Origin of the sequence: Nocardia sp. CC201C, assembly GCF_030010695.1 — a bacterium.
GTDB lineage: Bacteria > Actinomycetota > Actinomycetes > Mycobacteriales > Mycobacteriaceae > Nocardia > Nocardia otitidiscaviarum.
On record NZ_JASCXP010000006.1, the window covers coordinates 19,685 to 41,275 of the forward strand.

Annotated in this window: 22 protein-coding genes; 14 read left to right on the forward strand and 8 right to left on the reverse strand. The window is 68.7% G+C overall.

Annotated features, from left to right (window positions below):
* The 3 genes from QK444_RS01465 (at position 1) to QK444_RS01475 (ending at position 4,023) form a co-directional block, all read left to right on the forward strand.
* Positions 1 to 1,773, forward strand: coding sequence for an ABC transporter ATP-binding protein (locus QK444_RS01465; protein WP_282776275.1), 1,773 nt, complete (start codon positions 1 to 3; stop codon positions 1,771 to 1,773).
* Entirely contained in the window at positions 1,770 to 3,530 is a 1,761-nt protein-coding gene (locus tag QK444_RS01470) for an ABC transporter ATP-binding protein (RefSeq protein WP_282776277.1), read from the forward strand. The genes QK444_RS01465 and QK444_RS01470 overlap by 4 nt, the downstream gene beginning before the upstream one ends.
* Before the next feature lie 70 nt (positions 3,531 to 3,600).
* On the forward strand, positions 3,601 to 4,023 hold the full coding sequence (locus QK444_RS01475) for an Hsp20 family protein (protein WP_282776278.1): 423 nt from the start codon (positions 3,601 to 3,603) through the stop codon (positions 4,021 to 4,023).
* 293 nt (positions 4,024 to 4,316) lie between these two features.
* Here QK444_RS01475 and QK444_RS01480 read toward each other — a convergent pair whose 3' ends face one another.
* The 4 genes from QK444_RS01480 to QK444_RS01495 form a co-directional block, all read right to left on the reverse strand.
* Positions 4,317 to 5,558, reverse strand: a complete 1,242-nt coding sequence (locus tag QK444_RS01480) for a sigma-70 family RNA polymerase sigma factor (RefSeq protein WP_282776281.1) — start codon at positions 5,556 to 5,558, stop codon at positions 4,317 to 4,319.
* Position 5,559: 1 nt separating this feature from the next.
* Positions 5,560 to 5,904: a YciI family protein gene (locus QK444_RS01485; protein ID WP_282776283.1), complete on the reverse strand. Its 345-nt coding sequence runs from the start codon at positions 5,902 to 5,904 to the stop codon at positions 5,560 to 5,562.
* Positions 5,901 to 6,494: a dihydrofolate reductase family protein gene (locus tag QK444_RS01490; RefSeq protein WP_282776285.1), complete on the reverse strand. Its 594-nt coding sequence runs from the start codon at positions 6,492 to 6,494 to the stop codon at positions 5,901 to 5,903. Before QK444_RS01490 ends, QK444_RS01485 begins: the two co-directional genes overlap by 4 nt.
* A 160-nt stretch (positions 6,495 to 6,654) precedes the next feature.
* The gene (locus QK444_RS01495; protein ID WP_282776286.1) at positions 6,655 to 7,095 is read right to left on the reverse strand and encodes a DUF6069 family protein; all 441 of its coding nucleotides are present in this window, start codon (positions 7,093 to 7,095) and stop codon (positions 6,655 to 6,657) included.
* A 155-nt stretch (positions 7,096 to 7,250) separates the two neighbouring features.
* Between QK444_RS01495 and QK444_RS01500 the strand changes: the two genes are divergently transcribed.
* The gene (locus tag QK444_RS01500) at positions 7,251 to 7,796 is read left to right on the forward strand and encodes a YaeQ family protein (RefSeq protein WP_282776287.1); all 546 of its coding nucleotides are present in this window, start codon (positions 7,251 to 7,253) and stop codon (positions 7,794 to 7,796) included.
* A gap of 7 nt (positions 7,797 to 7,803) precedes the next feature.
* Here QK444_RS01500 and QK444_RS01505 read toward each other — a convergent pair whose 3' ends face one another.
* A complete protein-coding gene (locus tag QK444_RS01505) occupies positions 7,804 to 8,466 on the reverse strand; it encodes a TetR/AcrR family transcriptional regulator (protein WP_282776288.1) in 663 nt (220 codons plus the stop codon).
* Between the two features lie 136 nt (positions 8,467 to 8,602).
* Here QK444_RS01505 and QK444_RS01510 point away from each other — a divergent pair, with 136 nt between their 5' ends.
* The 5 genes from QK444_RS01510 (at position 8,603) to QK444_RS01530 (ending at position 14,545) form a co-directional block, all read left to right on the forward strand.
* Positions 8,603 to 9,736: a VOC family protein gene (locus QK444_RS01510; RefSeq protein WP_282776289.1), complete on the forward strand. Its 1,134-nt coding sequence runs from the start codon at positions 8,603 to 8,605 to the stop codon at positions 9,734 to 9,736.
* On the forward strand, positions 9,733 to 10,674 hold the full coding sequence (locus QK444_RS01515; RefSeq protein WP_282776291.1) for a fumarylacetoacetate hydrolase family protein: 942 nt from the start codon (positions 9,733 to 9,735) through the stop codon (positions 10,672 to 10,674). Before QK444_RS01510 ends, QK444_RS01515 begins: the two co-directional genes overlap by 4 nt.
* Positions 10,671 to 12,269 carry a bifunctional 3-(3-hydroxy-phenyl)propionate/3-hydroxycinnamic acid hydroxylase gene (locus QK444_RS01520; protein ID WP_282776292.1) on the forward strand — a complete coding sequence of 533 codons (1,599 nt, stop codon included), beginning with the start codon at positions 10,671 to 10,673 and terminating at the stop codon, positions 12,267 to 12,269. Before QK444_RS01515 ends, QK444_RS01520 begins: the two co-directional genes overlap by 4 nt.
* A gap of 198 nt (positions 12,270 to 12,467) precedes the next feature.
* Positions 12,468 to 13,526, forward strand: a complete 1,059-nt coding sequence (locus QK444_RS01525; RefSeq protein WP_282776294.1) for an ABC transporter substrate-binding protein — start codon at positions 12,468 to 12,470, stop codon at positions 13,524 to 13,526.
* Positions 13,523 to 14,545, forward strand: coding sequence for an iron chelate uptake ABC transporter family permease subunit (locus QK444_RS01530; protein ID WP_282776296.1), 1,023 nt, complete (start codon positions 13,523 to 13,525; stop codon positions 14,543 to 14,545). Before QK444_RS01525 ends, QK444_RS01530 begins: the two co-directional genes overlap by 4 nt.
* Positions 14,546 to 14,585: 40 nt before the next feature.
* Here QK444_RS01530 and QK444_RS01535 read toward each other — a convergent pair whose 3' ends face one another.
* Positions 14,586 to 15,386, reverse strand: a complete 801-nt coding sequence (locus QK444_RS01535) for a helix-turn-helix domain-containing protein (protein ID WP_282776297.1) — start codon at positions 15,384 to 15,386, stop codon at positions 14,586 to 14,588.
* A gap of 60 nt (positions 15,387 to 15,446) precedes the next feature.
* Between QK444_RS01535 and QK444_RS01540 the strand changes: the two genes are divergently transcribed.
* A complete protein-coding gene (locus tag QK444_RS01540) occupies positions 15,447 to 15,848 on the forward strand; it encodes a DUF3224 domain-containing protein (protein WP_282776299.1) in 402 nt (133 codons plus the stop codon).
* On the opposite strand, the gene QK444_RS01545 is transcribed toward QK444_RS01540, so the two are convergent.
* A complete protein-coding gene (locus QK444_RS01545; protein ID WP_282776301.1) occupies positions 15,845 to 16,369 on the reverse strand; it encodes an LOG family protein in 525 nt (174 codons plus the stop codon). The two genes, QK444_RS01540 and QK444_RS01545, sit on opposite strands and share 4 nt — an antisense overlap.
* A 132-nt stretch (positions 16,370 to 16,501) precedes the next feature.
* On the opposite strand from QK444_RS01545, the gene QK444_RS01550 reads away from it, so the two are divergent.
* From QK444_RS01550 to QK444_RS01565, 4 genes are all read left to right on the forward strand, one after another.
* Positions 16,502 to 17,176, forward strand: a complete 675-nt coding sequence (locus QK444_RS01550) for a DUF222 domain-containing protein (protein WP_282776303.1) — start codon at positions 16,502 to 16,504, stop codon at positions 17,174 to 17,176.
* On the forward strand, positions 17,127 to 18,071 hold the full coding sequence (locus QK444_RS01555; protein WP_282776305.1) for an HNH endonuclease signature motif containing protein: 945 nt from the start codon (positions 17,127 to 17,129) through the stop codon (positions 18,069 to 18,071). The genes QK444_RS01550 and QK444_RS01555 overlap by 50 nt, the downstream gene beginning before the upstream one ends.
* A gap of 503 nt (positions 18,072 to 18,574) precedes the next feature.
* On the forward strand, positions 18,575 to 19,252 hold the full coding sequence (locus QK444_RS01560; protein WP_282776307.1) for a hypothetical protein: 678 nt from the start codon (positions 18,575 to 18,577) through the stop codon (positions 19,250 to 19,252).
* A gap of 98 nt (positions 19,253 to 19,350) precedes the next feature.
* A complete protein-coding gene (locus QK444_RS01565) occupies positions 19,351 to 20,364 on the forward strand; it encodes an alpha/beta hydrolase family protein (protein WP_282776309.1) in 1,014 nt (337 codons plus the stop codon).
* Positions 20,365 to 20,373: 9 nt separating this feature from the next.
* Here the strand turns inward: QK444_RS01565 and QK444_RS01570 are convergent, their stop codons facing one another.
* Positions 20,374 to 21,576: a DUF6545 domain-containing protein gene (locus QK444_RS01570; RefSeq protein ID WP_282776311.1), complete on the reverse strand. Its 1,203-nt coding sequence runs from the start codon at positions 21,574 to 21,576 to the stop codon at positions 20,374 to 20,376.
* Positions 21,577 to 21,591 lie beyond the last annotated feature (15 nt).

Consider the following 21,591-nt stretch of genomic DNA (forward strand, 5'->3'; position numbering starts at 1 on the left):
ATGAGTACCGCGGTGCTGGAACCGGTGACGTCCGAGGAGACCCCGCCACCGCGCGAGCGCGGCGGCCTGGCAGTCGTGCTGGGGCCGGTGCGGCACCGGCTCGCCGGGGCCGCCGCCCTGCAGCTGGTGGGCACCCTCGCCGGACTCGCGCCCTATATCGCCGTGGTCGAGATCGCGCGCGAACTGCTCGCCGGGACGGCGGTGGACCGTGCCGCGGTCTGGGGATGGGTGGCCGTCGCGGTCGCCGGTTTCGTGGTCCGAACCCTCTGTGCGGCAGCGGCTTACACCATCAGCCATATCGCCGACGCCGATGTGGGGCTGGAGATCCGTCGCCGGATGGCCGCGCGGTTGAGCCGAGTTCCGCTGGGCTGGTTCACCGCTCGCAGTTCCGGTCGGGTGAAGCGGGTGCTGTCCGATGATGTGGCGTCGGTGCATCATGTCGTGGCGCACGCGCTCAACGATCTGGTGGCCGGGATCGTGACACCGATCGTGGCGCTGGGCTACCTGTTCGTCCTGGACTGGCGGCTGGCGCTGGTCTGCCTGGTGCCGCTGCTGCTCTGGTTCGGCATCCAGTTGTGGATGATGCGGGACGAGAACGGCGCCATGGACCGCTGGACCGCCGAACTCGACCGGGTCAATGCCGCCGTCGTCGAATTCGTGGACGGCATCGCGGTGGTGAAGGCGTTCGGTCAGGCCGGACGCGCGCAGGACCGCTATCGGCGCGCCGCCGACGAGATGGCGCGCTCGCTCAGCGCCTGGTCCGGCCCGATGAACCGGATGGAAGCGCTGTCCTCCACGCTGATCTCGCCGCCGGTCCTGCTGCTGGCCGCGCTCGGCGGCGGGGTCTGGCTGGACGTCGAACCGGTCGAACTCATTGCCTTCGTCATGCTGGCGGTCGGGCTCGGCGGGCCGGTGCTGGCGCTCGGTTTCGGGGCGCTGGCCCTCCAGGTCGCGAAGGACGCCGCCGGACGCATCGCGGATCTGCTCGCCACCGCGGAACTCGGCAACGTCGAGCATCCGCGGCCGCCGCATGGTGCGCGAGTCGAATTCGACCGGGTGCGTTTCTCCTACGACGGCGGCTCCACCGTGCTCGACGGCGTCGACCTGGTGCTGGAGCCCGGCACGGTCACCGCTCTGGTGGGCGCGTCCGGGTCCGGCAAATCGACGTTGGCGCGCCTGCTGCCGCGGTTCTGGGATGTGGATTCCGGCGCCGTGCGGATCGGCGGCGTCGATGTGCGCGAGATCGCCGAGGACACGCTGTACCGGCAGGTGGGCTTCGTTTTCCAGGAAACCTCGTTGTTGCGCACCAGCATTCGTGACAATATCGCCCTCGGACGACCCGACGCCGACCGCGCCGATATCGAGGCCGCGGCCCGCGCCGCCCAGATCCATGACCGCGTCGCGGCCCTGCCGCGCGGCTACGACAGCGTCATCGGCGTGGACGCGCACCTGTCCGGTGGCGAGGCGCAGCGGATCTCCATCGCCCGCGCACTGCTGGCCGACACCCCGGTGCTGGTGCTCGACGAGGCGACCGCCTTCGCCGACCCGGAATCGGAGGCCGCGGTGCAGGACGCCCTGTCGCGCTTGGTTTCCGGTCGCACGTTGCTGGTGATCGCCCACCGGCTGCACACCATTCGCGGTGCCGATCGCATTGTCGTGCTCTCACACGGCCGCGTGGTCGAAGCGGGCCGCCACCGCGAACTGCTCGCCGCGGGCGGCGCGTACGCCCGCATGTGGCACGCCCAGACTCGTGATCGGGAGGAATCACTGTGATCCGCAAGCTTTTCCGCATCGTCGACCCGGGCGATCGGCCGCGGTTCACGCGGTGGCTCGGCCTGATCGTCACCTTCTCGGTACTTCAGGGACTCTGTGTCCTGCTGGTGGTTCCGGTGCTGCGGGCGATGCTCGACGGCGATCGGAGCGCCGCACTGCCCTGGCTCGCGGCCTTGGGCGTGACCACCGTCGCCACCTGCGTGGTCTTCTACGCGCAGGCCCGGCAGGGGCAGCGGGTCGCCGACGCGCTGCTGTTCGGCATGCACCACCGCATCGGCGACCATCTGGCGCGACTTCCATTGGGCTGGTACGGAACCGACCGTATCGGCCGCCTGACGCACTCGCTCTCCCAGGGCACGACCAATATCGTCAGCGTGCCCGCGCACCTCATGCAGCCGGTGATCGCCGCTGCGGTGACGCCCGCCGTGGTGGCCGTGGGGATGGTGGTGTTCGAGTGGCGGCTCGCGGTCGCGCTGGTCGTCGCGGGCCTGATCCTGCTGTTCACCCACGAGCGGGCGCAGACCGCGATGGCGCGGAGTTTCGGCGATATCGACCACGCGGCCGTCGAATCGGCCGGGCGGGTGGTGGAATTCGCGCAGAACCAGCCGGTGCTGCGGGCCTTCGGGCGCGGGGGAGCGGGCAACCGTCTGCTCGACGACGCGCTCGCGGGGCAGCGGCGGGCCTACGGTGCCCTGAATCGCCGTGCGGTCGGGTCGCTGCTCACCTTCTCGGTCGCGGTGCAGGCCGCGTTCCTCGCGCTCATGAGTATCGGTGTGGCGCTGGCCCTGGGCGGTTCGCTCGATGCCGCCGAACTCGTCGCCCTGCTCGTCCTCGTCACCAGGTTCACCGGGCCGCTCATCGAGATCGTGGATCACGCCGCGGCGCTGCGCATGGCGGCCGAGGACATCGACCGGCTCGACGAGGTGCTGGCCGTGCCGCCGCTGCCGGAAGGAACGGTGCGGCAACCGGTCTCGCCCGGCACGGTGGAGTTCGGCCAGGTCGCCTTCCGCTACGACGACCGCCCGGTGCTGCGGAATGTGAGCTTCACGGCCCGCCCCGGCACCCTGACCGCCATCGTCGGCCCCTCGGGCTCCGGCAAGACCACGCTGCTGCGCCTGGCCGCTCGCTTCTGGGATGTGGACGCGGGTACCGTGCGCATCGGTGGCGTCGATGTGCGTGAGCTGACCACCGAGGCGCTGATGGGTCAGTTGGCCATGGTCTTCCAGGACGTCTACCTGTTCGACGACACCATCGAGGCCAATATCCGCCTCGGCCGCCCCGACGCCACCGTCGAAGAAGTCCATGCGGCCGCCCGCGCCGCCCGCGTGGACGAGATCGTGGAACGCCTCCCCGACGGCTGGCGAACCCGGGTCGGCGAGGGCGGCGTCAGCCTCTCCGGCGGTGAGCGCCAACGGGTTTCGATCGCCCGCGCCCTGATCAAGCAATCCCCGATCGTCCTCCTGGACGAGGCCACCGCCGCCCTGGACCCCGACAACGAGGCCGCCGTCGCCGCCGCTCTGCGCACCCTGGCCCGAGACCGCACCGTCCTGGTGGTGGCCCACCGCCTGCACACCATCGCCAGCGCGGACCAGATCCTGGTCCTGGACGAGGGCGGCATCGCCCAGCGGGGCACCCACGCCGACCTGCTCGCCGTCCCCGGCCGCTACCGCGACTTCTGGCGCGAACGGGAACGGGCACAGGGCTGGCGACTGACGCCACGAACGGGCTTGCACTCTCCTGCGGGGAGTGCTAAATAATATCTATGTCAGCAGACACAAGTTATCTAATCCACTTCGAATGAGATTGGAGTGAGTTGGAGTGGCGACCATGCTGATGCGCGCGGATCCGTTCCGCGATCTGGACCGGTGGGCGCAGCAGGTGTTCGGCACCGCGGCGCGTCCGGCGGTGATGCCGATGGACGCCTGGCGTGACGGCGACGAGTTCCTGGTGGAGTTGGATCTGCCCGGCATCGACCCGGACTCCCTGGATCTGGATGTCGAACGCAATGTGGTGACGGTGCGGGCCACCCGCCCGGAACTGGATTCGGACCGTTCGATGATCGCCGCGGAACGCTCCCGCGGCGTGTTCAGCCGACAGTTGTTCCTAGGTGAGAGCCTCGATACCGAGCGGATTCGCGCCGACTACCGAGATGGTGTGCTGCGCTTGGTCATTCCGATCGCGGAACAGGCCAAGCCCCGCAAGATCGAAGTCGCCCGCCCCGAGCGCGAGCGCCAGGCCATCGACGCCTGACCCGCACCCGGCGACGGACCCCGAACTCGCGTCGTGTCGACGCCGAGATATCAGTCGCGCATGGAAGTGAGGTGGTGCCTGTCCATTCGAATCGCTCGACAGCCGTTTCGCGGCCGGCACGCGTCGTCACGCCTGCCTCCGGCACTCCGCGGACACCTTCGTGATCGGGTGATCCGCTGTGCACGGTCACCGTTGTGGCGCAGCAGGCGACCCGCGTCGGTCGCCGCGACACGGCAGATATCTTCCCTCGCGAACGCTTCGTTCGACTCCTCCGTTACGGGTGGGCCCGGTCATCATGCTTCCGGGCTCACCCGGCCTGTTTCCGCCCTCATGGTGGTGAGGAAGGCACGCTCGGCCGTGTTCTTCGTGCGCTCCAGGGCAGCGGCATATGCGCGTTCGGCGGCGGCGAGGCGTCCGAGCCGGTGCAGCAGCCTCGCGCGGATGGCGTGGTACAGATGGTATTCGGCGAGGTCGAGGGTATCGACGGCGGCGAGGCCCGCCTCCGGGCCGTGCACCTCGGCGACCGCCACCGCACGGTGGAGAGCCACGATCGGGCCGGGGGACAGCGCCGTGAGCTGGTCGTACAGGGCGAGGATTTGCCGCCAGTCGGTCTGTGCGGCCGCGGCGGCGTCCGTGTGCACCGCATTGATGGCGGCCTGAATCTGGTAGGGCCCGGGTTGATTGCGGCGCAGGCACTCTCGGACCAGCGCGTGACCCTCGGTGATCAGGTCGTGGTCCCAGCGGCCGCGATCCTGTTCCGGCAGCGGTACCACGCCCCCGTCGGCGTCGGTGCGCGCGGCGCGACGGGAGTCGGTGAGCAGCATGAGTGCCAGCAGTCCCCGGACTTCCGGCTCGTCGGGCATGAGTTCGGCGAGCAGTCGACCCAGGCGGATGGCCTCGGCGCACAGATCGGCGCGGACCAACCGGTCGCCGGAGGTGGCGTTATGGCCTTCGGTGAAGATGAGGTACAGGGTGGTCAGCACCGAGTCCAGCCGCGCGGGCAGGTCGGCGTCCGTCGGTACCCGATAGGGGATGCGGGCATCGCGGATCTTGCCCTTCGCACGGGAGATGCGCTGTGCCATGGTCGATTCCGATACCAGGAAGGCTCGGGCTATCTCGCCGGTGGTCAGACCGCCCAGCAGCCGCAGCGTGAGTGCGACCCGCGCGGCGGGTGCGAGTGCGGGATGGCAGCAGGTGAAGATGAGCCGGAGTCGATCGTCGCGGACCGCACCGGTCTCGGGTGGTTCGTTGCGGGCGTGCAGGAGGGCGGCCTCCGCGTAGCGGCTGTGTCGAGCCGCCTCGCGCCGCAGTCGATCCACGGCCCGATTGCGCGCGGTGGTGATGATCCAGCCGGGCGGGCTCGGCGGCAACCCCTCGGCAGGCCAGCGATCCACCGCCGTCGTGAAGGCGTCTTGCACCGCGTCTTCGGCGATATCGGCATCGCCGAACACTCGGATCAGACTGGCGACGGCGCGACCGTAGTGTTCGGCGAACACCCGCTCGATGGTCGCGGTATCGACGGTGGCGGAAGGCAAGTCAGCCGTCCTGTAGCGGTCGCACTTCGATCGGTAGCGTGATCACCGTGGCCATCCGCTCGGCCCACTCCAGCGCCTCGTCCAGGTCGGCGACCCGGATGACGGTGAATCCGCCGATATGTTCCTTGCCCTCGGCATACGGGCCGTCGGTCACGAGTATCTCGGACCCGGACGGCCGCAAGACGGTGGCTGTGCTGGCGGGATGCAGGCCCGCGGCGAACACCCACATGCCTGCGGCCCGCATCTCGTCGTTCAGCGCGGCCAGATCACGCATGATCTCGTCGAGATTCTCCGGCGGTTCGGTGTCGTCGGGTTGATAGATGCTGAGCAGGTATTGCTTCGTCACGACTCCTCCGCCCGCCGGTAGGTGGCGATGATGACGCCGGTGGTGGTGGGCACGCTGTCGATCAGTCGCAGCGCACCGAGATCCACTTCCTCGAACAGCCGCCGCCCGGCCCCGACCACCAGCGGATGGATTTGCAGCAGATACTCGTCGATCATGCCCGACCGCATGAGCGAGCGCAGCAGTTCACCGCTGCCCAGGACGACGAGATCCAATTCCGGCCGTTGTGCGCGCAGTCGTCGCACCGCGTCCACCGCGTCACCCGTGAGCAGGGTGGAGTTCTGCCACGGCAGCGGTTCGGTCAGGGTGCGCGAGGCCACGAACTTCTCGGTCTTGTTCAGTACCTCGGTGAATGGATTGTCCTGTTGCTTCGGCCAGTACCCGTGGAAGTCCTGGTAGGTGCGTCGTCCGAGCAGCAGTGCGCCCCGATGGGCGGCCATGTGCTCACCCATGACCCGGCCCTGGACGGCGTCGTTGAAGCGGTGTGCCCAACCGCCGTGCCGAAATCCGTCGCGGGTGTCCTCGTCCGCGCGACCCGGTGCCTGCATGACCCCGTCCAGGGTGAGGCTGACGACCGCCACGATCTCGCCCATGTTCCGCTCCTCTCGATGTGCCCGGTCCGGTTCCGGGTTCATCACCTATACGAGTGGGGTTCACGGTTTTCGACAGTCGCGGACGATGTGATCGGTGACAATCTTCCTGCGGGTACGCGAATGGCCCGCATCCGGGGTGGATGCGGGCCGTGTCGCCTGCTCAACGTTCGATCAGCTTGCGCCGCATGCCCTCGGTGGCGATGACCAGGGCGGGCACCAGGGTGAGGTGGGTGATCGACAGGGCGATGGTGGAGGCGGTGTCGAAATCGGCGTCGACGGTGAGCGCGATGGTCGCGACCGCCAGGAGTGAACCGATCACGGCCGCGGTTCGCAGCACGCCCACCCACTTGTAGGACAGCAGTGCGGCGGCGGTGAGGCCCACCAGCATCGGAACGACGGTCAGGATGACGATTCCGCCCGGCGCGACCGATTGCGTCACGCCCTCGTTCGTCATGTCGAAGGAACCGCCCGCGGCGGCACCGATCAACCAGACGACCAGGTTGACCGCGACGGCGGCCGTGATCGCGCCGAGAACGGCGACCGGGCGGCTCAGCGCGGGGACGGTGATGGCGTCGCGGGCGGTGGTGGTCGTGGTCGTCATGATGATCTCCTGAGTCGAAGCTGTGCAGTTCGTGTGAGACCATCCTGAAACCTCAACAATTATTCAGGTCAAGCCGCGTCGGAGTGGAGTGTCGCGGATCACAGCACCGCGTGGCCGGTGGACCCGAACCGGCCCACGACTATGCTTCTGCGCCTATGGCCCTGAGTGCGACGATGTACAACTTCTCCGTCAACCTGGCCGACGTCGATCGCGGCGTCTACCAGGAGGTCGAGCTACGCGTCGCTCGCCACCCATCCGAAACACCCGCGTTCATGCTGACCCGGCTGCTGGCCTATTGCCTCGAATACACCGAGGGCATCACGTTCAGCGAAGGCGGCGTCTCCTCGACCGACGAACCCGCGGTCCTGGTCCGCGACCTCACCGGCCGCATCACCGCCTGGATCGAAGTCGGCGCACCCGACGCCGAAAGACTGCACCGCGGCAGCAAACTCGCCGACCGTGCCGCCGTCTACACCCACCATCGCGACCCCGCCAAGGTGCTGGCCCAACTCGTCGGCAAGAAGATCCACCGCGCCGAGGACATCCCGGTCTACAGCCTGGATCGAACCTTCGTCGACGCGGCCGCCGCGACGCTGGACCGTCGCAATGCCATGGGTGTCTCCATTACCGAACGCCTGCTGTACTGCGAGATCAACGGCACCACCCTGACCACGCCCGTCGAGGAACTCCGTCTGGTCTAACGAGACCTCAGGAGGCGGTTTCGGCCCGCGGTGGTACGTCGAAGGCGGCCAAGGGGCGGCGGCAGATGGCGCGGGCTTCGTCGGCCGACAGGCCGAGCATGCGCAGCAGGTCCTCGGTGACCTGGTCGGTAGCCGCCGCGTCATCGCGTTCCGGATGGTCGTGCAGGAGCTGGCCGAGGCAGAGGGCCGCCCCGGCGATGATGGTCATGGTGAGTTCGACGTCGGCGACCTGGAAGCGGCCCGCGCGGGTGGCCGCTTCGATATCGCGGCGGGCGCGGGGAGCCATGCCCTTGTCGGAACCGGTGAGCATGAGCCCATTGCCGAGCAGCACCTTGCTCAGGGTGGGATTGCGGCGGTGCAGGCGGCCGGTGAGGCGAAAGCTCTGCGCGAAAACCTCTGCGGGATCGTCGATATCGCGCGTGAGGAGATCGAGGGCGGCGGCGTGGCGTTCCAGTGCCTCCTCCACCGCTGCTCGATACAGCTCCTCGCGGCTGTCGAAGTGGTTGTAGAACGAACCCATCCCGACGTCGGCGGCCTGGGTGAGTTCGAGGATGGGCGCGTTGAGTCGACCCTCGGCCAGGAAGGTCTGGGCGGCATCCACGAGCGCGGCACGGGTGCGCGCCTTGCGGCGTTCCAGCCGGTTGGGTTCGGAACCATGTCGCGCGGGCATCGCGGGTCACCTCTCGTCGGCGATTCGCCGCCATCGTAACCCCGGCAGTCAATACTGACGAATTCCTCAAAACTTGTTGACTGGGTGAGGCGTCTCGAGTGACGATATCGTCAGTTACTCGGGAAGGGGGTGGCCGATGAGCGGCCATCACGACGTACACACCGGCCTGCACAGCGAATACGGTGGCGCAGCGCACGAACACCCCGGGCGTGCACGTGACCCGGTGATCAAGGTCGCGGACCTGGCGTGGCTGGAGTTCCAGAAACCGGATCTGGAGCGGGCCGAGACCTTCGCGCACGCCTTCGGATTCACGACGGCGGCGCGAACCGCGGACGAACTGCACTTGCGCGGAACGGATCCCGGCTCGCCCTGTGTGCTGATTCGTCGTGGCCCCCGGTCCCGGTTCCTTGGTCCCGCGTTCCGGGCTGCCGAGGCGGCGGACCTGCCGCGGTTGGCGGCGGCCGTCGAGGCCCGCCCCGTACCTCTGCCCGAGTCACTGGGGGGCTTGGCCGTCGAACTCACCGATCCGAGCGGTCTGCGGGTTCACGTGGTCGCCGACACCCACGTCCTGGGTGCGCTGCCCGCCCAGCGGACCCCGGTCTTCAACTTCGGCCGGGAGACGCCGCGCGTCAATGCCACCCAACGGCCCCCGCGGGAACCCGCACGCGTGCGGCGGCTCGGTCACGTGGTGGTGCAGACCACCATCTACCGCCGAACCCTGGACTGGTACCTGCGGCGGCTGGGGCTGATCGTCAGCGACTTCCTGTACTACCCGGGCCAGCGCGAACGCGGACCCGTGATGAGTTTCCTCCGGTGTGATCAGGGGTCGATCCCGACCGACCACCACACGCTGGCGCTGGTCCTCGGCCCGGCCGATCGATACGTGCACTCCGCGTACCAGGTGGCCGATCTCGACGCCCTCGCCGCGGGCGGAGAATATCTGCGCGACCGGGGCTATCGCCGTTCGTGGGGGATCGGTCGGCACATCCAGGGCAGCCAGATCTTCGATTACTGGCGTGATCCGGACGGTTTTCTGGTCGAGCATTTCAGCGACGGCGACCTGTTCGATTGCTCGGTCGCGCCGGGCTGGGCGCCCATGTCGGCATCCGGTCTGGCGCAATGGGGTCCGCCCGCGACCAAGGATTTCCTGGGCATCGCCCCGAGGAGGGACGCACTGCGCGAGGTGCGCACGATCGTCGACGCCCTGCGCGACGACAACGAATTCGATCTTCGCCGCCTGCGCGGCCTGTTGAAAGTGGCAACCTCATGAGCGTTTCCGTTCTCCGTACCGCTGACGCCTGGTGGGTGTCCACCCCATCCGGTGCGGTGCGGGTCGACACCGCCGCGGCGACCACCGCCGCACTGCTGGCCGATCGAGCGGCGATCGACGCCGCCGCGCACGGAGCGGGCGATCCGGTTCCGGTGCGTGAACTCGACCTGCTCTCCCCGGTGACCGCGCCGTGCCGCGTGGTGGCGCAGATGACGAATTTCGCCTCGCACGTGCGTGATTCGGGCGGCGACCCGGAGACGGTGCCGCTCACGTTCTTCCGCAAGTCCTCCGGGTCGATCAGTGGTCCCCACGACGATGTGATCCGGCCCGCCCATGTGGGTCTGTTGGACTACGAGGTGGAGATCGGGTTGGTGTTCGGTCGGGCGATGCCGGTCGGTTCGCGGCTCACCTCGGAGAGCCTGGCCGAGTACGTCGCCGGATTGGTCATCACCAACGACGTGTCCGCGCGCGATGTGCAGCTGCCGAAAACGCAATTCTACGAGGCGAAGTCATATCCCACCTTCACCCCGGTCGGACCTGCGCTGGTGCTGTTGGACACCGGCGAGTTGAGGCGCTTCACCGATCTGCGGCTGCGATTGTGGGTCAACGGCGAAGTGCGACAGGACATGACGGTCGCGGACATGATCTATCATCCGCTGGAGACGCTGCGGGCACTGACCCGATTCCAACGCATGGACGCCGGGGATCTGCTGCTCACCGGCACCCCGGTCGGCACGGCGATCAGCGCACCGCCGCGGCCGGTGACGATGTTGGCCGCGTTGTTGCCGCCGAATATAAAGTGGCGCTTGTTCTTTCGTGGCCAGGCCAAGAATCCGAAGTACCTGGGGGAGGGCGATGTCATGGAGGCCGCGATCGCGACCGACGACGGCGTGCTCGATCTCGGCCGCCAGCGCACGGTGGTGAGGTACGCGCGATGACCGGCTTGGCCCCGGTCGTCCCGGTGGTCGTCGTCGGGGCAGGCCCGACCGGGCTCACGGCCGCGACTCTGCTGGCGCGTGACGGGATCGACGTGGTGGTCCTGGAACGCTGGGACGGTCTCTTCCCGCAGCCGCGCGCGGTCCATCTCGACGGCGAGGTGCGCCGCATCCTCGCCCGGCTCGGGATCGGGACCGCCTTCGACGCCATCACCCGGCCCGCTCTCGGGTTGCGCCTGATCGACCGAGAGCGGCGGGTGCTGGCACAGATCGATCGCGATCCGACGGGCGGACGCAATGGGTATCCCGAGGCGAACCTGTTCGACCAGCCGGAGCTGGAAGCGGCGCTGCGCGCCAATCTCGCGGGCTGTTCGTCGGTCACCCTGCGCGGCAATATCGACGTCATCGGCGTCGCCGAGGAGGAGGACTGTGTGCGCGTCGACTACACCGATCGCGTGACCGGCGCAGTGGGTGTGGTGCGGGCACTGTACCTGCTCGGCTGCGACGGTGCGAACAGCGTGGTCCGCACCGCCATCGGGGCGCGCATGCAGGATCTGCGGTTCGAACAGCGTTGGCTGGTGGTCGATGTGGTCACGGCTGCCGAACTCGGTCAGTGGGGTGGCGTGCATCAGGTGTGCGATCCGGGTCGGGCGGCCACCTACATGCGTATCGGGCAGACGCGCCACCGCTGGGAGTTTCGGCTCGCGCCGGGGGAATCCGCCGCGGACTGGCCGGATATTCCGCATCTGTACCCGATGATCCGGCACTGGACCGCGGACGTTCCCATCACGGACCTGGAACTGGTCCGCGTCGCCGAGTACACCTTCCGCGCCCAGCTCGCCGACCGCTGGCGCTGCGGGCGAATGTTCCTGCTGGGCGACGCCGCCCATCTCACGCCGCCGTTCATCGGTCAGGGTCTGTGCGCCGGGTTGCGGGACGCGGCGAATCTCACGTGGAAGTTGGCCGCAGTCCTGCACGGGCAGTTGCCCGACACCGTGCTCGACACCTATGAGTCCGAGCGAAAACCACACGCCCGAGCCATGATCCGGCTGGCCAAGCTGGTCGGCGTCATCATGACCGAGGGCGGTGAATTCGGCAACCGCCTGCGCCGCCTGATCGCACCCCGGCTGCACCGTGTCCCGGGCGTAGCCGCGCTGATCATCAGTGGCGAGACGCCGCCGCTGCACCGCACCGACCTGGTCGTCACGCCGCTGCTGCGCCGCGGCCTGGCCGGGCGGCTCATACCGAACGCCCGGCTCACCGACCAGCGTCGCGTCGACGATGTCATCGCCGGGCGCTACGCCGTCGTCACCGCCATCGCACCGTCACCGGCCGAGCGGCAGGCGTTCGAACGACACGGTGTACTCCTGCTCTCCGTGCGCCCAGGCGACGATCTGCACCGCTGGCTGCGCCGCGCGCACACCCGAGCGGCGCTCGTCCGCCCCGACGGTACGGTACAGCGCACCGGCAGGGATCTGGCCGCCCTGTGCGCCACCATCGGCGGCCGTGGCGAGCCGCTCAGTGGCCGTGAACGGCGGGCGGTGTGGGGGCGTCCGACCGGCCCTCGACGAGCCAGCCGATCGTCCATGCGGTGCTGAACAGCCAGAGCAGCAGCAGGGCGAAGTGCGCCGCGCGGCGGCGGGTTCCGCGATCGTCCGGGCGCACTGTCGCCTCTCTCTCGTCATCGGCCGAATGTCCGACGGTTCGGTCCGGATGCCAACCCTGGTGGAGGTGGTGGTTCATCCGCAAGTCCGGGCGTGGATATCGTCATCATCGATCTTGATACGGTGCTCGCCATGACATCGACGACGCGCCGGACACGGCTGTTCTCGCTCCTGGGTCTGGTCTGCTGCCTCGTCGCCGGACTGACCGCCTGCGGTGGCGCGGCCGATACGGCGGAGACCGCGGCCAGCGGCGCCCCGCAGGCGCCGGGCCGCACCAGCTATCCGCTGACCATCGAGAACTGCGGTGTGGAGGTGACCTTCGACCAGGCGCCCACCCGGGCGGCCTCGCTGTACCAAGCGTCCACCGAGATCTTGCTGTCGCTGGGGCTCGCCGACCGCATGGTGGGCACGTCGACCTGGTTCGATCCGGTGCTGCCGCAGCTGGCGGCCGACAATGCGAAGGTGCCCCGGCTGGCCGACAACGATCCGTCACTGGAGGCGGTGCTCGCCACCGAACCCGATCTGGTGACCTCGGCGAGCGCGCACACCTTCACTCCCGCCGTGGTGGCGGAGCGGTCGCGGTTCGCGCAGCTCGGCATTCCCACCTATCAGTCGCCGTCGGTGTGCACGGGGGCGACGGTCGAGGGTGAAACCGTCACCCGCACCGAACCGCTCGGCATCGAGACGCTGTTCCAGGAGATCACCGAACTGGCCCGCATCTTCGATGTGCAGGAGCGGGGCGCGCGGCTGGTCGACGAGCTGCGCGGGCGGTTGGCGGCGGCGACGGCGAAGCTGAACGCGACCTCGGAGCCGACGGTCGCCTTCTGGTTCTCCGGAATCAAGACCCCGTACATGGCCGGATGTTGTTCCGCTCCCGGCATGTACGCCCGCGAGGTGGGTGCGCGCAATGTCTTCGCCGACGAGCGCGAGGACTGGCCCGAGATCAGCTGGGAGGCGGTCGTCGCCAGCGATCCCGATGTGCTGGTGCTCGCCGATCTCAGCCGACAGCGCATCGACGGCGACGCGCTGACCACGAAAATCGAGTTCCTGGAATCGAACCCGGCGACCAACCGGATGCGGGCGGTACAGGATAAGCGCTATGTCGTCATGACCGGCTCGGAGCTGGATCCGGGAATCCGTGAGATCGACGCCATCGAGAAGTTGGCGAACGGTCTCGCGACAGCGCGTTGACCCGCACCCGCCGCGCGGCGTCGATCTGCCTGGCTTGCGCTGTCCTGCTGTGCTTTTCGATAGCCGTCACGGTATCCATCGGCCCCGCCGACATATCCGTGCGTGATGTGTATTCCATCATCGGACAGCATCTCGGCCTGGGGACGTCGTCGGCCGGTCGACTGGCCGACGGCATCGTCTGGCAGTTGCGTTTGCCGCGTGCGGTGCTGGCGGCGATCTGCGGGGCGGGGCTGGCGCTGTGCGGGGCGATTCTACAATCGCTGCTGCGCAATACGCTCGCCGATCCGTTCGTCCTCGGCGTCTCCTCGGGGGCGTCCACCGGCGCTGTGCTGGTCGCGGTGGTCGGCGTCGGGGCGGGGGCGCTGACGCTGTCGGGTGGGGCGTTCCTGGGCGCGGTGCTGTCGTTCACGCTCATGCTGGCCCTGGCCTACGCCGCGGGCGGCACCCCGGACCGGGTGGTTCTCGCGGGTGTGGCGTGTACGCAACTGTTCTCGGCGCTGACCTCGCTGACCGTGCTGTGGTCGGCCAATGCCGATCAGACGCGCGGCGTGCTGTTCTGGCTGCTCGGTTCGCTGGCCGGGGCGACCTGGTCGGATGTGGTCGTCTGCGCCGCCGTCGTCGCGGTCGGCTGCGTGCTCTGCCTGTGGTACGCGCCGACGCTGGACGCCTTCGCCTTCGGCTCCGATGCCGCTGCCGCGCTGGGCGTCGCGGTGGGCCGGACCCGGCTGTTGCTGTTGCTGATCACGGCCGTGGTGACGGCGGCGCTGGTGAGCGCGGCCGGTGCGATCGGCTTCGTCGGCCTGGTGCTGCCCCACGCCGCCCGCTTCCTGGTCGGCCCCGGTCACGCCCGGCTGCTGCCGGTCACGGTGCTGCTCGGCGCGGTCTTCATGGTCTGGGCGGACACCCTCGCCCGCAGCGCGTTCGGTGCCCGCGAGGTACCGGTCGGAGTGGTCACCGCCCTGCTCGGCGTACCCGCCTTCGCCATCCTGCTCGCACGGCGTCGCAGGCAGCTCACCTGACGCCCGCCGCATCGCCTCGGTCGGCCAGCGCACACCGCCCTTACCGCACACCGCCGCGATAGGTGGCGGGCGGGCGGCCGACCACCGTCTTGAAGTCGCGGGCGAAGTGCGCCTGATCGGCGTAACCGAGTTCGGCGGCGAGGGCGGCCAGATCCCGGTAGCCCTCGTGCAGGCGCTGGGCGGCCTCGTGCAGGCGGTAGCGCTGGATGACCCACTTCGGGGAGACCCCAACATGGTCACGAAACAGCTTCTGCAAGTGGCGTTTTCCGAGACCGAAGCGCTGTGTGAGGTCGTCGACGCGCATAATCGTGCGATCGGTGAGGATCGCGTCCACGATCTCGTTGAGCAGTGCGGTACAGCCGGATTCGCTGTCACACCGTTGGCGAACGAAGTCTTCCGCGAATCCGCCCCGCACGCGGGTATCGGATTCCGCGCTGATGCGCGCGGCGAGTCGATCGGCATCCGACCCGAACAGGTCGGAACCGGGCACCACCCGATCGGAGAGATCGGCGACGGGTCGGTCGATCAAGGTGCGAAATCCCGCCGGGCGGAAGGTGATTCCGAAGATATCGCCCCGGTCGGACAGCTTCTGCGCGTACTTGCCGCGCAGCACGCCGTGCACCCGGCACCGCGCGTCCTCGACGACCAGCACCACCGCCGGACTCGGGAGCACCTCCACTTCGAACGGCTCGCGCCCGCGCAGATCCCAGCGGACCGACCAGTGATGCGCCACGATGTGGGCCAAGTCCTCGGATACCGGAACGAAGCCCTCGCGATACACACCGGCCCCCGCCCGCGGGTCGAGGAGGCCGCGCGGTGGGCTGTCGGCGGTCGAATCCATGGCGCCCCGCGTTCGCGTTTGTTCAAGACCGGGATACCCCCTCGACCTTAGCGTCGAGTTATGAACGACACGACCGCCACCGGCACCATCGAATCGAAGTCCTGGGAGCAGACCGAGTTCGCGTCCGCCGACGGAGCCCCGGCCCTGGGCGTCGCCACCGGCCACGACCGCTACAGCGGCGACATCGTCGGCGACGCGGAATGGCGGGGCATCATCTACAGCAACGCCGACGGCAGCGGCGGCTTCGACAGCCTGCAACGCATGCACTGCACCCTGGCGGGCCGCGCCGGCACTTTCGTCCTCCGCATGACCGGCACGTTCGACGCCGCCGGCGATTCCCGGGCCGACTGGTCCGTCCTACCCGGTTCCGGCACCGGAGACCTCACCGGCCTCACCGGTACCGGCGGCTACGACTCCACCGATGGTGCCAACACCTACCGTCTCACCTACCGTTTCACCTAGCCGACACCACCCGCGGCGTCTCCGTCGGCACCGGACACCGATGGCGGCAGGCAGGACAAGGCGGTCGCAACGGCCGCCGTCGGCGTGCGCACCTCGATCCCCGCGTCGAGCGGTCGCCCGTCGGCATCGTGCACCCGCCATCCCCCGATACCGACCACGGGCACGCCACCCCGCCTGCGGGCGAGGGCCACCTCCGACAGCGTCCCCCACGATCCGCCGACCACGATCACCGCATCGGCCGACCACACGATCACCGCGTTCCGTGCCTCGCCCATATTCGTGTACAGCACCGCCGAGAGGCCGTCACAGACTTGCTCCCGATCGTTATCGGGACGCACGCCGATCACCAATCCGCCAGCGCGGGAAGCACCTTCGGCGACCGCGGCCATGACGCCGGTGCCGCCACCGCACAACACCGTCGCCCCGGCTTCCGCCAGCAGGCGGCCGATCTCGCGGGCATTGTCGACGTCGGTCGGTGTGCAGTCCCGAGGACCGCACACCGCAACCTGAATCGAGGGCATGTTCATCCGTCCTTCGCGTCGGTGATTCCGGTATTCCGTAATGGAAGAAAGGGGGCAAATCGGATCTGAAGATATGCAGTTCAGACAGCTTATTTCATTCTGCCGCAACGTATTTGGCGGTAGAATGGCTGCATGAATTCGGAGGGGGAGATCCAGCAGCGTGATCCCGCGCTCGCCATGTTGGTGACCGCGATCGACACGCTGCTGGCCGAGGACCTGACCGGATTCACCGACACCGCATTCGCTGCCCGCGTGCAAGGACTGGAAGCGTGTCGCCGCCGGTTGGAGGCGGTGGGGCATCGGCACGTGGTCGAGATCAACGACCGACAGTTGTGGACCACCACCGGATCGGTGGGGCTGTACCGGTACCTGGTGGAAACCCTGCGCCTGGCCAAGGCCGACGCCGTCGCGCGGGTGAAGACCGCCGCGCAGCTGGGGATCATGACCAGTGCCTACGGCGAGCCGTGCGAACCCCGTCTGCCCGCTACGGCGGCCGCGCAGGCCGCGGGGGTGATCTCGGGGGATCACGCGCGGGCGGTGATGCGGGTGATGGACCGCATCCCCGACGCGGTCGATACCGAACACCGCGCCATCGCCGAGGAACACCTCGCCGACGCCGCGCGGGCCGGGACCCCGGAGATGGTGGGCAAGGTCGGTGACCGCATCCTGGGCTACCTCGACCCCGACGGGACGCTGACCACCGACAAGGACCGCGCCTGGGTGCGGGCAGCGACGTTCGGGGAACAACTTGGACGGGATGAGCCCGTTGCAGGGCTGTTTCGATCCCGAACTGCGGGCGATGCTTGATACCGTGTTCGCGAAGTGGGCACGCCCGGGCATGTGCATGCCCGACGACCCCGACAGCCCCCAACTCGGGGTGCATGATCCTGACGGGTTCGACCCGAACCGGCTGGAGGCCGCCGTCGGGCGTGATGTGCGGTCTCCGGCGCAGCGGCGCCACGACGCGTTGACAGCGTTCCTGTCCGCCAGCGGCCCGGACAACCTGGGTGCCCATCGCGGGTTGCCGGTCTCGATCGTGCTCACGATGTCGGTCGCCGACCTGCTCGAGGGTGCGGGGGTGGCGCGGGCGGCGTCGGGGACGACAATCCCGGTGCGGGAAGCGTGGCGGATGGCGCAGGGCTCGATCCCGCTGTTGCTGCTCTTCGACGACACCGCTGGCAAGCCGCTGTATTTGGGAGAAGGTGCGAGGATCGCGTCGTCGTGGCAGCGGTTGGCCGCGATCGCTCGTGACCGTGGCTGCACCCACCCGGACTGTTCGGCTCCGGCGACGATGTGCGCGATGCATCACCTGATTCCGTGGGCCGCGCAGGGTCCGACCGATATCGACAATCTCACTTTGGTGTGCGATGCCCATCATGCGCAGATCGCCGCCGACCCGGAGGATCCGAGTGGGTGGGCCACCCACCGTGTCCCGGCTGGTGGCGTGGATGCGGGGCGGACGGCGTTCTGTCCGCCGGTCTCGGTGGATCCGCGACGGCGGGCGCGGGTGAATCGGTTCCATCACCCCGAACAAGTACTCGCCGAGAGTGTGAACCGTCGCCGCGCCCGGCTGCTGGCCGACCGCGCGGCCGTATCCGGGCATGGCGTCGGCCGCGCGGGTGAATCCCGCCGTGGCCGGGAGCCGCACTCCGCCGCAGAGGTGCCTCCTGGTGGCGTAAGCATCTCACCGCGTCTGCGATGACTCGCCGCTCTCATCGCGTCCGCGACACCCCACCGCTCCCTCGGGGCGCACTCGAGTGCTTCACCGTGTTCCTCGCGAGGGAGCCATCCCACCGCCGCACCCGCCGCATCCAGCACCATCCGCCGTATCTCGAAACCGGACCACAGCCAGTCCGACGGCCCGAACCGAGCCCATGACCCCCAACCTGGCGTCAGCGACAGTCAGGTAAGGCACACGAGGCAACCACACTTCCAATCTTTTGATCTCTGCCGCAACCGCTCCCGTCACGGTCACCGCACCAGACGAATGGTGACCACCGCAGCCTGGAACGCCACCCCGGATATATGAAACATCCATAGTTCTAATTGGGTCAATTTCTGGACGGGAGACCAGTTAACTGTGTTAACTTGGCCGCCGGGTGACCACCGTCGCCCCGGGGACGTCCGCAGGGTCCTGTTGCTATTGCCTTGTCCCGGAGCATCTTTCGGGGCACAACAAGGAGAACTATGTTCCGAACCACGAGGATGACCGCACTCACGGCGTCCACCGCGCTCGTCTTTGCGGGACTGAGCGCCGCCACCGGCATCGCCACGGCGGACGGGGGTTGCGAGGTGCGCAGCTATCAGACCAAGAAGGACGTCAGCACTGTAGGGATCACCCACACCTACGAGAAGATCGCCAGCGCCGAGAGCATCGGCATCGGCACCACGGTGACCTACGACGTGAAGATCGGCACCACCGGCATCGGCAACCCGTACGTCAACACCATCACCGACTTCCCGCCCACGGGCTTCGGCGCGCCGGTCAAGGTCGCGGTCACCGCGTACCACGCGGGCAGGGGACAACAGACCGAGGACGTGACCGCCACCCCGAACGCGGGCGGGTGGAAGGTCACCAGCACCGGCTGGTTCGTCAATTCCGGCAACCCGGTGACCCTGCACATCACCTACCCGGTGCCGGACAGCCTGCGCGCGGGCCAGCAGATCACCAGTGGCGGTGTGGGTGTCGCGGGCACGGTCGGCGTGAGCAACGAGATGCCCAATCTGACCTCGTGTTTCACCGCGCGCGGCGCCAATCCCGGTGAGTCCGTGCTGGGCAGCCTCGACGACAACGGGCTCGGCTCCGATGACGGACAGCTCAGCTCCACCGGCTCGTTCAGCGACGTGCTGGCCGAGACGCTGCGCAAGTTCCTGGGCAGCTGACGGTCCACACTCCCGAGCATCCCGCTCGCCCCGGCCGATGGGGCGAGCGGCGGTGCGCGATACGAGCGATGAGGGGTGAGCGGATGCTCGCGAGAAGAATGTCGATGCTGACTGCGATCGGCTGCCTCGTGGTCGCGGCGGGACTGTCCGGCGCGTCCGGTACGGCCGCGGCCGATCCCGCCACAACCGAACCGGGCACAGCGGATACCGCCCCCGCCGAACTGGTGCTCATCGACCGGGCGGGGCAACGGCAGCAGATCATGCACGTCTACTCGCCGTCCATGGGCCGGGTCATCACCCTGCACGTGATCACCCCGTTCGACACCAGCGCGCCACACCCGACGCTGTACCTGCTCAATGGCGCAGGCGGCGGTGAGGACCGCGCGAACTGGCATCGGCAAACCGATATCGTGCAGTTTCTCGCCGACAAGAACGTCAATGTGGTGACCCCGATCGGCGGCGCGTTCTCCTACTACACCGACTGGTACGCGGACGATCCCGAGATCGGCCGACACCGGTGGACGACCTTCCTCACTCGCGAACTGCCGCCCGTCATCGACGCGGCCCTGGGCGCTACCGGCGTCAATGCCATTGCGGGCGTATCCATGTCGGCCACGTCGGCGCTCAATCTCGCGATCGCCGCCCCCGACCTGTACCGAGCGGTGGCGTCCTACAGCGGTTGCGCCTCCACCAGTGACGCCATCAGCCGCACCTACATCGAACTCGTCCTCGCCCGCGCCGACGCCGACGTCCGCAATATGTGGGGCGAGCCCGGCGACCCCGCCTGGCTGCGCCACGACGCGGTGCTCAATGCCGACAAGCTGCGCGGTAAAACCATCTACATCTCCAGCGCGACCGGACTGCCCGGCCGCGAGGACACGCTCGCCAATCCGCTGGTGGGCGGCGAACCGACCACCCTGGCGAATCAGATCGTGCTCGGGGGCATGATCGAAGCCGCGACAAACCTGTGCACCCACCGGCTGGCGGGCCGCCTGGCCGAGCTGGGCATCCCCGCCACGGTCGAATTCCAACCCGCCGGAACGCATTCCTGGATGTACTGGCAGGACGCCTTCCACCGCTCCTGGCCGATTCTGGAGGCCGCGTTGCGGTGACCGTCCGCGTCATCCACCGCCGACGCTGACCCGCCCGGCCACCACCGGATGCGCGTAATCGGGTGCGAGGGCGAGTGATCTGGCGGGCTGCCAGAGTCGGCGCAGGGTGCGTTCGTCGGGTACGTCGGCCCAGTACGCGGTCGGCTCGCCCGGCGGTTCCCCACCGTGGTCAGCGAGGTAGCGGGCCGCCAGGACCAGTTCGGCGACCAGCCGCATATCCTCCTGGTCGGCTTCGGCGACGACGGTGTCGATCAGCTCGTCGACGGCATCGGGAAGCGGCCGGACATAGCGGGCGACGATTTCCGCCGCGTCGTGGATCTCCATGCGGCGGCGGTGCAATCGTTCGCGGGGGGAAATGTGCCAGCTGTCGGCCCACTTCAGCCGGAATACCACCTGCGGCGCGGCGGCCGTCAGATCCCGCCAGATCGGGGACAGGCGGCGGACGGTGCGCGACTCCTGGTCCAGCCGCAACAGCCGCAGCACGGCCTGCGCCGAGGTGGGGATGAAGACGACGACCACGGCGGCGTACACGAACAGCCCGGCTTCGCCCGAGGCCAGTTCACCGGCGACCCGGGTGTAGGTGAGGTGGAAGGCATCGTGGACGCCCGCGACGTCCAGGACGCCGGCGGCGGCGATCGTGCCCAGCGGGAGCAAGGTGGCCAGGCCCAGACCGACCATGGCCGCCACCGTGATTCGCTCCCACCAGGTGGTCGTCCGCCACAGCGCGCCCTTGTACAGCAGGACGAAGTAGTAGGTCGTGATCACGGCGGGCAGTCCCGTGTACAGCCCGAAGTAGACCGCGAATTGCCAGCCGCCATGGTTCGCGATGGAGGACATACCCTGTGCGCGCGCCGGATGGCTGAGGGCCAGGAAGGCCAGGCCCACGAGCACCGACAGCCCGATCACGATGCGGAATCGGAACCGGTAGCGGGTCGGCCCGTATTCGTGCAGCAGCGCCATCCCCAGCCCGCACGCCCAGGACAGCAGGGTCAGCCAGTGCCAGGCGTCGAAAACGGTGGGCAGGCCGCCGGGCACGACCCCGGCCAGATTGCGGGCGACGACCGGCTCCCGCAGCACCGCCGCCGAGGCGTTGAGCGCGATCACTGTATTGGTGAGATGGCCGAAACTGCTCGCGTGCCTGGTCAGGGCGACTCGGATGATGGTGATGAGGACGATGAACGCCGTCGCCGACGCGGTAGCCCAGAGGGGCATGTGGTCGTGCGGCCA

What these genes read in the sequence shown, in the direction of transcription:
- QK444_RS01510 (WP_282776289.1), top strand. Translation starts at nt 8,603, where the DNA reads ATGAGCGGCCATCACGACGTACACACCGGCCTGCACAGCGAATACGGT.
- QK444_RS01520 (WP_282776292.1), top strand. Translation starts at nt 10,671, where the DNA reads ATGACCGGCTTGGCCCCGGTCGTCCCGGTGGTCGTCGTCGGGGCAGGC.
- QK444_RS01565 (WP_282776309.1), top strand. Translation starts at nt 19,351, where the DNA reads ATGTCGATGCTGACTGCGATCGGCTGCCTCGTGGTCGCGGCGGGACTG.
- QK444_RS01500 (WP_282776287.1), top strand. Translation starts at nt 7,251, where the DNA reads ATGGCCCTGAGTGCGACGATGTACAACTTCTCCGTCAACCTGGCCGAC.
- QK444_RS01555 (WP_282776305.1), top strand. Translation starts at nt 17,127, where the DNA reads ATGAGCCCGTTGCAGGGCTGTTTCGATCCCGAACTGCGGGCGATGCTT.
- QK444_RS01465 (WP_282776275.1), top strand. Translation starts at nt 1, where the DNA reads ATGAGTACCGCGGTGCTGGAACCGGTGACGTCCGAGGAGACCCCGCCA.
- QK444_RS01495 (WP_282776286.1), bottom strand. Translation starts at nt 7,095, where the DNA reads ATGACGACCACGACCACCACCGCCCGCGACGCCATCACCGTCCCCGCG.
- QK444_RS01515 (WP_282776291.1), top strand. Translation starts at nt 9,733, where the DNA reads ATGAGCGTTTCCGTTCTCCGTACCGCTGACGCCTGGTGGGTGTCCACC.
- QK444_RS01505 (WP_282776288.1), bottom strand. Translation starts at nt 8,466, where the DNA reads ATGCCCGCGCGACATGGTTCCGAACCCAACCGGCTGGAACGCCGCAAG.
- QK444_RS01570 (WP_282776311.1), bottom strand. Translation starts at nt 21,576, where the DNA reads ATGCCCCTCTGGGCTACCGCGTCGGCGACGGCGTTCATCGTCCTCATC.
- QK444_RS01545 (WP_282776301.1), bottom strand. Translation starts at nt 16,369, where the DNA reads ATGCCCTCGATTCAGGTTGCGGTGTGCGGTCCTCGGGACTGCACACCG.
- QK444_RS01475 (WP_282776278.1), top strand. Translation starts at nt 3,601, where the DNA reads ATGCTGATGCGCGCGGATCCGTTCCGCGATCTGGACCGGTGGGCGCAG.
- QK444_RS01540 (WP_282776299.1), top strand. Translation starts at nt 15,447, where the DNA reads ATGAACGACACGACCGCCACCGGCACCATCGAATCGAAGTCCTGGGAG.
- QK444_RS01525 (WP_282776294.1), top strand. Translation starts at nt 12,468, where the DNA reads ATGACATCGACGACGCGCCGGACACGGCTGTTCTCGCTCCTGGGTCTG.
- QK444_RS01490 (WP_282776285.1), bottom strand. Translation starts at nt 6,494, where the DNA reads ATGGGCGAGATCGTGGCGGTCGTCAGCCTCACCCTGGACGGGGTCATG.
- QK444_RS01550 (WP_282776303.1), top strand. Translation starts at nt 16,502, where the DNA reads ATGAATTCGGAGGGGGAGATCCAGCAGCGTGATCCCGCGCTCGCCATG.
- QK444_RS01560 (WP_282776307.1), top strand. Translation starts at nt 18,575, where the DNA reads ATGACCGCACTCACGGCGTCCACCGCGCTCGTCTTTGCGGGACTGAGC.
- QK444_RS01535 (WP_282776297.1), bottom strand. Translation starts at nt 15,386, where the DNA reads ATGGATTCGACCGCCGACAGCCCACCGCGCGGCCTCCTCGACCCGCGG.